General features: G+C 60.7%; 11 protein-coding genes. 7 read left to right on the forward strand and 4 right to left on the reverse strand.

All coding sequences use genetic code 11. The features are described 5' to 3' along the window. The first annotated feature begins 64 nt into the window (after nt 1–64). Entirely contained in the window at nt 65–1456 is a 1392-nt protein-coding gene (locus B0E42_RS03500) for a PLP-dependent aminotransferase family protein (protein WP_077505687.1), read from the forward strand. 260 nt (nt 1457–1716) lie between these two features. Then, nucleotides 1717–3864 (forward strand): TonB-dependent siderophore receptor, encoded by a 2148-nt coding sequence (locus B0E42_RS03505; protein WP_077505689.1) that lies wholly within the window; start codon nt 1717–1719, stop codon nt 3862–3864. A 66-nt stretch (nt 3865–3930) separates the two neighbouring features. Here the strand turns inward: B0E42_RS03505 and B0E42_RS03510 are convergent, their stop codons facing one another. Both B0E42_RS03510 and B0E42_RS03515 read right to left on the reverse strand, forming a co-directional pair. Continuing rightward, nucleotides 3931–4665 (reverse strand): SDR family NAD(P)-dependent oxidoreductase, encoded by a 735-nt coding sequence (locus B0E42_RS03510; RefSeq protein ID WP_077505691.1) that lies wholly within the window; start codon nt 4663–4665, stop codon nt 3931–3933. Nucleotides 4666–4970: 305 nt separating this feature from the next. Beyond that, nucleotides 4971–5177 carry a 4-oxalocrotonate tautomerase family protein gene (locus B0E42_RS03515; protein ID WP_003202537.1) on the reverse strand — a complete coding sequence of 69 codons (207 nt, stop codon included), beginning with the start codon at nt 5175–5177 and terminating at the stop codon, nt 4971–4973. Between the two features lie 128 nt (nt 5178–5305). Here B0E42_RS03515 and B0E42_RS03520 point away from each other — a divergent pair, with 128 nt between their 5' ends. Next, nucleotides 5306–6229, forward strand: a complete 924-nt coding sequence (locus B0E42_RS03520; RefSeq protein ID WP_018609616.1) for a LysR family transcriptional regulator — start codon at nt 5306–5308, stop codon at nt 6227–6229. Between the two features lie 195 nt (nt 6230–6424). Here the strand turns inward: B0E42_RS03520 and B0E42_RS03525 are convergent, their stop codons facing one another. Then, complete coding sequence (locus tag B0E42_RS03525; protein WP_003202535.1) at nt 6425–6859, reverse strand: nuclear transport factor 2 family protein; 435 nt, start codon at nt 6857–6859, stop codon at nt 6425–6427. Nucleotides 6860–7757: 898 nt separating this feature from the next. Between B0E42_RS03525 and B0E42_RS03530 the strand changes: the two genes are divergently transcribed. Next, nucleotides 7758–8120 (forward strand): DUF6124 family protein, encoded by a 363-nt coding sequence (locus B0E42_RS03530; protein ID WP_053119601.1) that lies wholly within the window; start codon nt 7758–7760, stop codon nt 8118–8120. A 120-nt stretch (nt 8121–8240) separates the two neighbouring features. On the opposite strand, the gene B0E42_RS03535 is transcribed toward B0E42_RS03530, so the two are convergent. Beyond that, nucleotides 8241–9137, reverse strand: coding sequence for a LysR substrate-binding domain-containing protein (locus B0E42_RS03535; RefSeq protein ID WP_077505693.1), 897 nt, complete (start codon nt 9135–9137; stop codon nt 8241–8243). Nucleotides 9138–9227: 90 nt separating this feature from the next. On the opposite strand from B0E42_RS03535, the gene B0E42_RS03540 reads away from it, so the two are divergent. The 3 genes from B0E42_RS03540 (at nt 9228) to B0E42_RS03555 (ending at nt 13482) form a co-directional block, all read left to right on the forward strand. Next, nucleotides 9228–10643, forward strand: coding sequence for an MFS transporter (locus B0E42_RS03540; protein ID WP_077505695.1), 1416 nt, complete (start codon nt 9228–9230; stop codon nt 10641–10643). Beyond that, entirely contained in the window at nt 10640–11914 is a 1275-nt protein-coding gene (locus tag B0E42_RS03545; protein ID WP_077505697.1) for a glucarate dehydratase family protein, read from the forward strand. Before B0E42_RS03540 ends, B0E42_RS03545 begins: the two co-directional genes overlap by 4 nt. A 383-nt stretch (nt 11915–12297) precedes the next feature. Further along, a complete protein-coding gene (locus tag B0E42_RS03555; RefSeq protein WP_053188023.1) occupies nt 12298–13482 on the forward strand; it encodes a porin in 1185 nt (394 codons plus the stop codon). Nucleotides 13483–13506 lie beyond the last annotated feature (24 nt).

Consider the following 13506-nt stretch of genomic DNA (forward strand, 5'->3'; position numbering starts at 1 on the left):
CCCAGGCCATTTGTGCTTAACTGTTCGCTAAAAAATCGAGAACACTTAGCCAAGAGCGCCAGCCGTGGACCTGAAGATTGATCGCAACGTTGCCGAGCCCGTGATCCGGCAACTCGTGACGCACCTCATGGGCTGGATCAACGCCCATGGCATCCGCCCCGGCGCGCGCATGCCGTCCATTCGCCAATTGGCCCGTGAGAACAGCCTGAGCCTGTCGAGCGTGATCAAGGCCTATGACCAACTGGTTGCCGGTGGGGTGCTGGAGTCTCGACATGGCGCGGGTTTTTTTGTCGCGCAACAGTTGGCCCGACCTGTGGAGCCGGAGCCGGAAACGGATAACGCGCGGTGGCGGTTGTTCGACAATGAATCGACGCAGCTCAAGCTGGGGTGTGGCTGGCTGCCCGATGCCTGGCGCGACGACACCGACCTGGGCCAGGCGATCCGCCAAGTGGTGCGCAGCGACAACCACGCGTTGTTCAACTACAGCACCCCGTTGGGCTCGCCTCATCTGCGCCTGCACCTGCAAAAGCGCCTGGGCCTGATCGATATTCACGTCGATCCGGCGCAAATCATCACCACCCAAGGTGCCAGCCAGGGCCTCGACCTGCTGGTGCGAACCCTGCTCAAGCCCGGTGACCTGGTGCTGGTGGAAAGCCCCGGCTACTACAACCTGTTCAATCTGCTGAAGCTGCAGGGGGTCAAGACCGTGGCGGTGCCGAGAACCGTGCAAGGCCCGGACATCGCCCGCCTGGAACAGCTTCTCGGCGAGCATAAACCCTCGTATTTCTTCATCAACAGCATGTACCAGAACCCCACCGGCACCAGCCTGGCGCCAAGCGTGGCCTATCGTCTGCTGCAACTGGCAACGGCCCATGACTTTCGCCTCATCGAGGACGACATCTACGCCGATTTCCAGAACGGTCCGACCTCACGCCTGGCCTCCCTGGATGCCCTGGACCGGGTGATCTACCTGGCGAGTTTTTCCAAGACACTGTCCAGTTCGCTGCGCATCGGTTACGTGGTCGCCCATCCCGAGATCATCCAGCGCCTGGCCGAAGTCAAGATGATTACCGGCATCGGTTGTTCGCTGCTGGCGGAAAACGTGGTGGCGACGTTGCTGGCCAATGGTGCTTATCGCAAGCTGATCCAGCGCTTGCGCCAGCGCCTGAACAAGCAGATGGCGAGCACGCTGCGCCAATTGGACCCGGCCCACTGGGAGGTATTTGCCGAGCCGATGGGGGGCCTGTTCGTCTGGGCCAGGCCGCGGTGGCTGGCGGCACAACGAGTGCAGCAGATCGCCCGGGAGCTGCAAATCCAGTTGTCTCAGGGCTCGACGTTCCTGCCCCAGGGCGAGGCGTGCGATTGGTTGCGGTTGAACGTGGCTTATACCCAGGATCATCGTGCGCAGGTGTTCTTCCAGCGGGTGGAGCAGGAGTCGATTGCGGCGGGTCAATAGGGTCGGGGGTGATTGTTCTGGCGCCATCGCGAGCAAGCTTTGCTCCCACAGGGTGAGGCAGGGGCCAACCACAAGACTTGTTCCCGCTGAAGATCCCTGTGGGAGCAAAGCTTGCTCGCGATGACGGACTGACCGGTCACAAAAAACGTCAGTGTTAATGGGAATAGATATCAAACGACAATGAGTTACTGTATCTTTCGCGACACATTTTTGTCAGCCTCCCGATGTGGGTGGCTTGTTTCCATTAGGATTGTGCATCGATGCGTCGGATTCTCGTTTCACTGTGTGTGCTCCAGGCTTATTCCATTCCCACCTGGGCCGAAGAGCCAATCCCTGCCAAGCCGGCCTCCCTTGAGTTGCAAGCCACGGATATCGTCGGTAACGCCGACTATGAATCAGCACAAGGTCCAGTGAAGGGCTATCACGCCACCCGTTCGGCCAGCGCCACCCGTACCGACACGGCGATCCATGAAACCCCGCAATCGATTTCCGTGGTGTCTCGCGACGTGGTCGAAGACCTCGGCGCCACGCGCCTGCAAGACGCCCTCGACTACGCTGGCGGCGTAGGCCGGGGCAACAACTTCGGCGGCCAGGGCCTGACCACCTTCACCGTACGCGGCTTCACCACTGGGGAGTTCTACCGCAACGGTTTCCCGATCAACCGTGGCTACCCGAACATGCCGGACGCCAACACCATCGAGCGGCTGGAAGTCCTGCGCGGCCCGGCCACCATGCTTTATGGCCGTGGCGACCCGGGCGGTACCTTCAACGTGGTGTCCAAGCAGCCGTTGGCCGAGCGCACGGTGACCCTGGGCAGCCAGGTCAGCGACCAGGGGATGCGTCGCGGTACGCTGGACGCGTCCGGTCCATTGGACGAAGAAGGGCGTCTGGCTTATCGCCTGAACGTGGTCGGCGAGGGCGGCGATACGTTCCGCGACCACGTCGAGACCGAGCGCTACGGCATCGCGCCAGTGGTGACCTGGCAGGTCAACGACACCACGCGCCTGACCTTCGAAGGCGATTTCATGCGCAACAATGCGCCGCTGGACCGTGGCCTGACCCATTACGCCGGCCAGCGCGGCACCGCGTCGCGCGATACGTTCTTCGGCGAAAAAGACGCCGGCAAGCTGCACAACGACAACAACATGCTGCAGGTGCGTTTCGAGCACATGCTCAACGACGACTGGACCCTGGCCGGTGGTACTCAATGGCTCGACGGCACCTTGCAGGGCAATGCCGTGGAGGGCAACAGCATCGGCGCCGATGGGCGTACCCTGAGTCGCAACTTCAACTACCGCAAGCTGGAGTGGACCGACCGCGACACCCAGCTCAACCTCACCGGGCATTTTTCCACCGGAGGGTTCGAGCACACGTTGTTGACGGGGATCGAGTATGAAGACTACGACTACCAGTCCATCATCCAGCGTTCCTCCGGCGCCGCCGGTGCCTACCCGATCGATATCTTCGACCCGGTGCATGGCCAGCCACGCCCGGCGTTGACGCGTACGCCCACCGATGACCAGGAAAACCTCAAGACGTTTGGTGTGTTCGTCCAGGATCAGGTGGCGCTGACTGAGCGCCTGAAGGTGTTGGCAGGGGCGCGTTTCGAGCATTTCGAGCATGAGTACGAATCCTTCGTCCCTCAGGCTCGGCCCGGTAGCCGTAACTGGGACAAGACTGAAAATGCCGTCACCCCACGCCTGGGGGTGATCTACGATCTGACCGATACCGTTGCGCTCTACGCCAACACCGCGCGCTCGTTCAAACCCAACACCGGAGCGAGTCGCCAGGGTCAGGGTGAGGGGTTTAAGCCGGAAGAGGGCAAGTCCTACGAAATGGGCGTCAAGTGGGAAGCGCTGGATCGCCAGTTGAGCGTTGACGCGGCGATCTACCAGATTGAAAAGCGCAACGTCCTCACGCCCGACCCGCTGGACGCCACCTTCAACGTGGCTGCCGGCGAAGTGCGCAGCCGTGGCTTTGACTTGAACGTGGCGGGCAATTTGACGCCAGAATGGCGCGTGATCGGTGGCTACGCGTATGTGGATGCCGAAGTGACCAAAGACATCAATATCCCGTCCGGCACCCGCCTGCTCAACGTGCCCAAGAACTCCTTCAGCCTGTTGAACGTCTACGAGTTCCAGGACGGTGGCCTCAAAGGTCTCGGCCTGGGCCTGGGCGCCAAGTACATCGATGAGCGGGCCGGCAATACGGCGGCCAGCACCTTTACCATGGACAGCTACACCGTCGTGGACCTGCTCGGTTACTACAAGGTCAACGAGCGGATCCGCCTCAACCTGGACCTGAAGAATCTGTTCGACGCCGATTATGAGGAAGGCGCATTTGGTGGTGTCTACGCCTACCCAGGCGCACCGCGGACCGTGCAGGCCGGCATCTCCTACACGCTCTGAACCCCGTGCGTCATGAAAACCCCGGAGGTCCTGCCTTCGGGGTTTTTCTTTTTACCACTTGCCTGTTTACCACTTGCCTGTGCTCATCCCGCCGTCCACCGGCAGTATCGCGCCCGTCGTGAAATCGGCGCCCGCCAGGTACAACACGGCCTCGGCAATTTCCTCGACGGTGCCCACGCGACCGGCGGGGGCCAGGTTGTCGAGGAATTCGCGGTGAGCCGGGTCGTGCATGGGCGTGTCGATGATGCCGGGGGCGACCGCGTTGACCTTGATGTTGTGGGGCGACAGTTCCAGGGCCAGGGCGCGGGTCATCTGGTTGACGCCGCCCTTGATCAACACCGGCAGTGCTGCCGGCACCTGGATGTTCGGTTGCAGGGCCACGGCGGCTGAAATGTTGATGATGAAGCCTTGCTGGCGCCCGATCATGTGCGCCGCAGCGGCCTGGCTGGCGTAGACCAGACCCTTGAGGTTGGTGTCCAGCAGCGCGTCCAGGTCTTGGGGGCTGTATTCGACGAAGGGTTTTGGCAGGAAGAAACCGGCGTTGTTCACCAGCCCGTCAACGGCGCCAAACGCCTTGACGGCTTGAGTGATGAGGGCGGTTGAAGTGGCCGGGTCAGCGATGTCGCCGGCCACGCCGATGAAACCGGCCGGGTGACCGAGCTCGGCGGCGGCAGCCTCTAGGCCGGACGGGGAGCGGGCATTGCCCACCACGTTATAACCCCGACCCAGGAACGCCTTGACCAAACCCAGGCCGATCCCGCTGGAAGCGCCGGTAATGATGACGGTTTTTTTGAGACTCATGATTGACTCCTGATCACATTGAGTTGAACCGGTGCGCCTGTGTCGGCGGTGGTTGAGCTCAGGGTATTGATGCCTCAGGGTTTGATAAATAAGGCTTCTGGTACTTGAGTTGATACGTCATGTAATCAATCTAAAATACCCATAAATCCCTGTGGGAGCGAGCCTGCTCGCGATGGCGTCAGGCCAATCGGGATTGATGTTGACTGACACACCGCTATCGCGAGCAGGCTCGCTCTCACAAGGTTGTCGGGTTGGCACGAAGAAAAAAGCCCGGTCAGTTGGACCGGGCTCGAAAGGGCAGAGCGTTATTCCTTGGGAAGACTTCGATACTGCGTCGTCGTCATCCCCGCGTACCCCCAATTATCCGTGTCGACTTCCTCGATCACGATATGGGTCAAGTGCGGGTCCTTGCCCAGTACGCGCTGGAGGGTTTCGGTGATTTCGGAAATCACCTGGGCTTTCTGTTCACGGGTGACGCCGTCTCGGGTAATTCGCACATTGACGAAAGGCATGTTGCACTCCAGCAGCTGAGAAAGTGCGCAGGAAGAATCCCACGCCGTTGAGAGGCCACTATATTTATACGCCGCAGACTGATAAACAGGCCTTTGGAAACTTCAGTTGATACGCGGTGTAATGAATCATGAAGCGTCATTTCGAAGACCTGCAGTTGGGCAGCATAGAATTGTTCTGCCTGGCGGCGGAGGCGGGCAGCTTCACGGCGGCGGCGCAGTTGGCGGGGGTTACCCCGGCGGCGGTGAGCCGCTCGATCTTTCGCCTGGAAGAGCGCCTGGGCTCACGGCTTTTCGTGCGCACCACCCGCAGTATTCGCCTGACCGAAGCCGGCAAGACCTATTTCGAGCAATGTCGGCAGGCGTTGACGCAACTGGTCGAGGCGCAACAGGAAATGATGGGCGCGCAATCGGTGCCGTCCGGGCAACTGCGCATCAGCCTGCCCACCACCTACGGGCATCACCGCATCCTGCCTTTGCTGCCGGCCTTTCGGGCGCTGTACCCGCAAGTGACGGTGGACCTGCACTTGAGCAATCGAAACATCGATTTTGTTGCCGAAGGTTATGACCTCGCCATCCGGGTGCGGGCCCAGCCGGACTCGTCGTTGATCGCCCGGCTGCTGGAAGACGGGAAACTGGTGGTGGTCGCGTCTCCTGACTATCTGCGCAAGGCCGGCACGCCGCAGGTGCTTGAAGACCTGGACGATCACGAGTGCATCCAGTTCGAATTGCCCAGTAGCGGGCGACGGATTTCCTGGTTGTTCAATGTCGAGGGCAAGGAAAAGGAGGTGTTCGGCGAAGGGGGTTACTGTTGTTCGGACGATGTGCTCGGCGGCGTGACGCTGGCCAAGCATGGCGCGGGCTTGTTCCAGACTTACAAATTCATCGTCGAACAGGAGCTGGCCAACGGGCAGTTGGTGGAGGTGCTTGCGCCTTTCGCGGGGCGCTCACGGCCGTTCACCTTGCTCTATCCTCACGGCCGGTACGTACCGCAGCGGGTGCGCGCTTTTGTGGATTTCCTGTTGCAATACCGCCAGCAGTGGGCGACGGATTGAAGTCACTGTGACCTGTGGCGAGGGGATTTATCCCCGCTGGACTGCGAAGCAGTCCCAACAGCAGCGATGCAATCAGACTGATACACCGAGTTGCCTGGTTTCAGGGCTGCTTCGCAGCCCAGCGGGGATAAATCCCCTCGCCACATTGAATCCCAGCGGTTCAGTCAACTAGCGGCGCCCATGTAGATTTTCAGGTCAGAACCGAAACGCCTGACGACCGATCAGCAGCCACTTGCCGTTCTTCTGCTTCTGCCAGATCTGGAAGTTCTCGATTTCCGTTGGCACCACCTCAGTGCCCTTGAGCGCCTGGGCCGAGAAGTGATTGCGCACCAGCGCCACATCACCGGACAGGGTGATTTTCTGGTTCTGCATTTCCAGGGTCTTGAACGCGCTCTTGCCCGTTTCGATGTCGGCGATGAAGGCCTTCTTGTCCTGGATGTTGCCGCTGGAGTGCCCGTAGGTCAGGTTCTCGGCGGCCAGTGCCTGAAGTTGTGGGATGTCTTTGTGCAGCATGGCTTGGGTCAAATGATCGACCGCCTGGGCCACCTCCTGCTCGGCCGATGAAGTGGCGGCCGCTGCGTAGCCGCTGAACAGGCACAAGAAGCTGATGACCAATGTCGCTTTTTTCATGGGGATTTCCTTGTTGTTGTAGGTATCAGGAACGCGAGCGGTTGCATGCTCGTCGGTCATCGTACAACTTGTCGAGGGGGACTGGAATAGGGCGCTGACAATGTGGCGAGGAAGCAAGCTCGCGCTGGGCTGCGGTAGGAGCTGCCGAAGGCTGCGATCTTTTGATCTTGATCTTTCGCTTTGGACTCAATGGACAGAGGAAAGATCGCAGCCTCGTTGCACTCGTCAGCTCCTACAGCCCAGCGGGAGCAAGCTCTCATGGAACAAATTGCAACCATGTGATTTTTAAGGCTGAAAATACATATCGATCGGTCTATGAGGAACCGCAGGTCAATATCGGGCAAGGTGCCATTTGATAACGCAACAAGTTGTAGCCGGTCAACTGTAGGAAAATTCCCCAAAGCATCCGCCAACGTATTATCTACGGCATAACCTCGTTTAATATCGATGAGGCCAAAGCGTCCCGTAAGACACTGTATTTACACCCATACAGCCCCAAGAAATAACGAAGAAAAGTCGCCATGTTTAATTTAAGAAAACATATCCAGCGCGACACGTTTAAATACATTCCACATAACGCCCCAAAGGCTACGAGACCTTGCGTCCTTACTTACGCATGCGTCAGAATCCGCTGGCTTGTGCGCTTTGCCCCTGGCTTCTATCGTTTACCTGCCACTGCCCATCAGTGGTCGGGTTTAGTCGCCCATCAGGTTTGGTAAGGTGCTTGAGCACCGTTCAGTCAGGTCATTTATATGCCTGCACTAAATGGTGGTTGTGCGCAGGGCGTCCTCGGGCGCGCCGGGTTTTACCAATTCCTACCGGTCGACTAACCTGCGTACAGCCGCCACCCTTCTTTTAGTCGAGAACGGTTGCAGCTCCAATGTAGGAATTGTCATTTATGTTCAAAGTAACGCCCAACCCCCCGGATATCTATTCGGTACTCTACGGCGACTCTCTCGACCCTGAAAAGTTGAAAGAGGCGGCAGACCGCGCGCTCAAGCACTACCTGAACCCCGGGGCAACGAAAACGCAGATACAGCCCCGCAAGCCCAGCACGATCTTCACCATCGACGCAGCGGTGGATGACGAAACGTTGCTCGTTGAGGCGTGCGAATCCTTGGCATCCGCCAGCGTGATGGTCAGCGACCTCACCGATTTGACGGACGGCCCAAGGCGCCAAACGATGCTGGTGCTGCAACGGATCATCATGTTGGGTGAGTTAGCGGTCAATCGAGTACTGGATAACTACAAGCCTGGGTAGTCGCCAGGTAGTGTTGTGGGGGGGCGCCGCAAGCGCCCTCACAACCTAAGTCCACGAAGCTCGGTGGAATGTTGGGTTCCGTCAGGCACTGCCAGCCGCATGGGCCTTATTGTTCCGCCTTCACAACCCTTCCCGAACCGCCCCCCGAATCCCTTCCAGCAACATGGTGAACGCCGGGTTGTCGTTGTCCTCGCGCCACACCAGGTGCAATTCGCTTTGCACCCCTTCGCCCAGGTCGATCTCGCGAAACACCACCTGCTTGAACACCACGCTGCTGGCGCAACGCGGTACCAGGGCCAGGCCCATGCCGGCGTTGACCAGTGCCAGGATCGTCAGCGACGACCCCAGCCACTGCACGAATTGCGGCGCGACCCGGGCCGAGCGGAGCATGCCGGTGAGCAGTTCGTTGAAGGGCGGGTAGGCGGCGTGGGAGTACATCAGGAACGGTTGTCCGTCCAGGTCCTGGACGCTGACGGTTTCAGCGCTGGCCAGCGGATGTCCGGCAGGCACCGCCAGCACGAAGGGTTCGCGCACCAGGCATTCGGTGGCGTAGCCGGTTTCCAGCAGCGGCGAGCGGACGATGCCCAGGTCGATGCGCCGGGCGCGCAGGGCTTCGTGCTGTTGGTAGGTGTTCATCTCCGCCAGGACGATTTTGACCTGGGGCTGTTTCAGCCGGGCCTCGGCAATCACCTTGGGCAAGAACTCGTACACCGCACTGCCGACGAAGCTGATGGTCACCGAACCGATGTCACCCTTGGCAAAACGCTTGGCGGCCTCGGCGGCTTGTTGCGCCTGTTCCAGCAGGTTCTGCGCTTCGATGAAAAACGCCCGGCCGGCGGCGGTGAGCGCCACGCTGCGGGTGCTGCGGGTGAACAGCTCGACGCCCAGGTGGTGCTCCAGCAATTGGATCTGCCGGCTCAGCGGTGGCTGGGTCATGTTCAGGCGTTCGGCGGCGCGACGGAAGTTGAGTTCGGTCGCCACGGTGGTGAAGCAGCGCAGCTGGGCCAGTTCAAACATTGATTCAATCCAGGTATCAATCAAGTGCCAAGTTAGATTAGACGGGAACAATCCACCGCGTCCATCATCGGCCCGTTCCCCACAAAAACAATGATCGGGAGGCACCCCTTGAATAACGTAACGGACTCCACCCATGACAGCACCCTGGCGCTCGCGGCGGCCAAGGTCAAACGTCATGTACTGCCGCTGGTGGTGGTGATGTTCATCGTCAACTACATCGACCGGGTCAACATCGGCTTCGTGCGCAGCCACCTGGAAACCGACCTGGGCATCGGCGCCGCGGCCTACGGGCTCGGCGCCGGGCTGTTCTTCATCGGCTACGCGCTGTTCGAAGTCCCGTCCAACATGCTCTTGCAACGCTACGGCGCGCGGGCCTGGTTGACGCGCATCATGTTCACCTGGGGCGCGGCCGCCATGGCCATGGCCTTTGTGCGCGGCGAGACCAGTTTCTATGTGCTGCGCTTCATCCTCGGCGCGGCGGAGGCGGGGTTCTTTCCCGGCATCATTTACTACTTCACCCAATGGCTGCCCGCCAGCGAGCGCGGCAAGGCGATGGCGATCTTCCTCAGCGGTTCGGCCATCGCCTCGGTGATTTCCGGCCCGGTGTCCGGCGCCTTGCTGCACATCAGCGGGTTGGGCCTGCATGGCTGGCAGTGGATGTTCCTGATCGAAGGTTTCGCCTCCATCGTGCTGTGCGGGTTTGTCTGGTTCTGGTTGCAGTCGCATCCGAGCCAGGCGAAATGGCTGACGGCTGACGAGAAAAGCGTATTGATCGCCGCCATCGCCGAAGAGCAACGGGCCCGGGAAGCGGCCCAGGTGGTCAAACCGTCGATGTTCAAGTTGCTGGCCGACCGACAGATCGCGCTGTTCTGTTTCATCTACTTCTCCATCGCCCTGACCATCTATGGCGCCACGTTCTGGCTCCCGAGCATGATCAAGAAAATGGGCAACCTGGGGGACTTCCAGGTCGGTTTGCTCAATTCCATTCCGTGGATCATTTCCATCATCGCGATGTACGGGTTTGCCGCCCTGGCCGGCAAATGGAAATTCCAGCAGGCCTGGGTCGCGGTGACGCTGGTGATCGCCGCGTTCGGCATGTTCATGTCCACCACCGGCGGGCCGATCTTTGCCTTCGTGGCGATCTGTTTCGCGGCCATCGGTTTCAAGGCGGCGTCGGCGTTGTTCTGGCCGATTCCCCAGGGTTACCTGGATGCACGCATCGCGGCGGCGGTGATCGCCCTGATCAACTCCATCGGTAACCTCGGCGGCTTTGTCGCGCCCACGGCCTTCGGTTTCCTGGAGCAGACCACCGGTTCCATCGAGGGTGGGCTGTATGGGTTGGCCGCCACGTCGCTTGTCGCCGCCGTGGTGATCTTTTTCGCCCGCACCGCACCGAAGCGCGACACCCCGAATTCACGCTCCGGCCGGCCCGAAACCGTTGTCGAAGCCGATCAGTCGCAAACCTCTCAAGCTTTGAAACCTGGCCCATCGGGAGCCGCTGTATGAAGATCAAACGCGTCACCGTCACCCCCATCGCTTTTCGCGATCCACCTTTGCTCAACGCCAGCGGCATCCATGAGCCGTTCGCGTTGCGCTCGATCATCGAGATCGAGAGCGACAACGGTTACATCGGCCTCGGGGAGAGCTACGGCGATGCACCAGCCCTGGCGATCCAGCAGCAGTTGCAAAGCCAGTTGATCGGCCTGGACCCGTTCAACCTCAACCAGTTGCGGGCTATCGTCCAGGCGACCGTCGCCGCGCAGAAACCGGTCAGCGTTGCCGGTGCCGAACTGGCGCCGGGTTCCCACGCGAGCAAGGCGGTGAGCAATGCCTATTCGGCGTTCGAAGTGGCGTGCCTGGACTTGCAGGCCCACTCCCTGAACGTGCCGCTGGTGGACCTGCTGGGCGGCGCGATTCGCGACGAGATCCCGTTCAGTGCCTACTTGTTTTTCAAGTACGCCGAGCACATCGATTCGCCGTACCCGCCCGACAGTTGGGGCGAGGCGCTCAACGAACAGCAGATCGTCGCCCAGGCCCGGCGGATGATCCAGGACTATGGCTTCAAGAGCATCAAGCTCAAGGCCGGCGCCCTCGATCCGGAGCATGAAGTCGCGTGTATCAAGGCGCTGAAACAGGCCTTTCCCGGCTACCCGTTGCGCATCGACCCCAATGGCAACTGGTCCCTGGAAACCTCGATTCGTATGGCCGAGCTGCTGGGGGATGACCTGCAGTATTACGAAGACCCGACGCCGGGGCTGGAAGGCATGGCCGAGCTGCACAAACGCACGGGGCTGCCGCTGGCGACCAACATGGTAGTCACCGATTTCGATGAGTTTCGCCGCAGCGTGGCGCTGGACAGTGTGCAAATCGTGTTGGCCGACCACCATTACTGGGGTGGCCTGCGCGACACCCAGGCCTTGGCGAAAATGTGCAGCACCTTCGGCCTGGGCGTGTCGATGCATTCGAACTCGCACCTGGGCATCAGCCTCATGGCCATGGCCCACGTGGCGGCCGCGGTGCCGAACCTGGATTACGCCTGTGACACCCATTACCCGTGGCAGGAACCGGATGAAGAAGTGATCAAGGGCGGCAAGCTGCCGATTGTCGACGGCTGCGTGAAGATCACCCGCGCGCCGGGCCTGGGCTTGGAACTGGACCAGGATCAACTGGGCAAGCTGCATGAGCAGTTCCTCCGTTGCGGCATCCGCCAGCGCGACGATGTGCGGCAGATGCAGCGTTACCGTCCGGACTGGAAGACCGTCAAGCCGCGGTTCTGAGCCGAAGGCGAGGGGCCTGCTGCGCAGGCCAGCGGGAGCAAGGTCTGTGGGAGCAAAGTCTGTGGGAGCAAGGCTTGCCCGCGATGAACGATAACGCGGTCCAGCTGTTCGACCGCGGCGCGGCTATCGCGGGCAAGCCTTGCTCCCACAGGTATCTCCACAGGTCTTGCTCTCACAGAAAAATCCCTCCCACATCCCTAGGCCGCCCTGCGGCCCACACCCAAAGTACCGCGCCCGTCGGCATCGCAGTCTTACACCCAAACTGCCGCGCCGGGCCGGCGCTGCCAAAGCATTCGCCAATTGCCTCCAAGGCAGCGTATGACGCGCCCGGGCGCCTTTCGATAATCGCCTCCGACATCCCGTCCCCTGTTGCGGAGCGCGCCATGCACAACAATAAAAATACCCGCCAACGTTTTTTGCCTGCGGTCATCGTAGGTGTTTCGAGCCTGGGCCTGATGCCTTGGGCCAACGCCGAAATCATGCTGTACGACAAGGATCAGACCACCTTTTCCACCGACGGCTACATCAACGCCTTTTACGTCAACAGCGACGTCGACCGCGCGGGTGAGCAGTACGACCGTCGGCAGGCGCGGGTCAAGATGGGCTTCTTGCCCAACTACCTGGGCTTCAACATGGGCAAGCAGGTCGATGACCTCAAGCTCGGTGCCCGGGCTTCGTTCTGGGTGACCATCAACGACAGTGAAACCAATGGCACCGACACCGCCATCGACGTGCGCCAGTTCTACGGCACCGTGGCGAACCCGGAGTGGGGTGAGGTGCTGATCGGCAAGGACTTCGGCCTGTTTGCCCGCTCCAACATCCTGCTGGACGAACTGCTCGCCGGTTATGGCCAGGTCAGCGACACCCTGGGGCTGGTGGACGGCGGTGGCGTGTCGTTTGGCAACATCGGCAGCGGTTATCCGTACCCGTTCCCGACCTCGCAGATCACCTACCGCACGCCGGTGATGGAGGGGCTGCGGGTGGCGGTGGGAATCATGGACCCGGTGGACACCAACGACAACAGCGCCACCGGCAAGGCCTATCAGGAAAACCCGCGCACCGAGAGCGAGATCACCTACCAGTTCGACCTGGGCGGGGCGAAGATCTACAGCTGGCTCAACGGCAGCTACCAGACCTCGGACAACACCGACGCCAGCGTCGAATCGGTCACTTCCAAGGGCCTGGGGTATGGCGTGCAGGCCAAGATGGGCGGGTTGTCGCTGACCGGCTCGGGGTTCCAGGCCAAGGGCATCAACCCGTTCTTCACCAACAACGCCGGTGAAGCTACCCTGCGCAATGTCGACAGCAAGGGCTACCTGTTGCAGGGCTCCTACAAGCTGGGCAAAAACCGCCTGGCGCTGTCCTACGGCAAGACCGATGACGACGGCAACGGCGTGGTGGGCAGTGGCGCCGATTATGAAACCCGTGGCATCGCGCTGTTCCACGACATCAACGACAACCTCAAGCTCGTGGCCGAGTACAACCAGTTCGAAATCAACGGCCACGACACCAGCGCCCAGAACGAAGACACCGACACCTTTGCGGTGGGGGCGGTACTCACCTGGTAAGAGTTGGATCCTTTGGGTCCGACG

Origin of the sequence: Pseudomonas sp. A25(2017), from assembly GCF_002001065.1 — a bacterium.
GTDB lineage: Bacteria > Pseudomonadota > Gammaproteobacteria > Pseudomonadales > Pseudomonadaceae > Aquipseudomonas > Aquipseudomonas kilonensis.

Coding starts and splice junctions, on each gene's coding strand:
- B0E42_RS03555 (WP_053188023.1), top strand. CDS start 12,298: ATGCACAACAATAAAAATACCCGCCAACGTTTTTTGCCTGCGGTCATC.
- B0E42_RS03525 (WP_003202535.1), bottom strand. CDS start 6,859: ATGAAAAAAGCGACATTGGTCATCAGCTTCTTGTGCCTGTTCAGCGGC.
- B0E42_RS03530 (WP_053119601.1), top strand. CDS start 7,758: ATGTTCAAAGTAACGCCCAACCCCCCGGATATCTATTCGGTACTCTAC.
- B0E42_RS03505 (WP_077505689.1), top strand. CDS start 1,717: ATGCGTCGGATTCTCGTTTCACTGTGTGTGCTCCAGGCTTATTCCATT.
- B0E42_RS03545 (WP_077505697.1), top strand. CDS start 10,640: ATGAAGATCAAACGCGTCACCGTCACCCCCATCGCTTTTCGCGATCCA.
- B0E42_RS03510 (WP_077505691.1), bottom strand. CDS start 4,665: ATGAGTCTCAAAAAAACCGTCATCATTACCGGCGCTTCCAGCGGGATC.
- B0E42_RS03535 (WP_077505693.1), bottom strand. CDS start 9,137: ATGTTTGAACTGGCCCAGCTGCGCTGCTTCACCACCGTGGCGACCGAA.
- B0E42_RS03520 (WP_018609616.1), top strand. CDS start 5,306: ATGAAGCGTCATTTCGAAGACCTGCAGTTGGGCAGCATAGAATTGTTC.
- B0E42_RS03515 (WP_003202537.1), bottom strand. CDS start 5,177: ATGCCTTTCGTCAATGTGCGAATTACCCGAGACGGCGTCACCCGTGAA.
- B0E42_RS03540 (WP_077505695.1), top strand. CDS start 9,228: ATGATCGGGAGGCACCCCTTGAATAACGTAACGGACTCCACCCATGAC.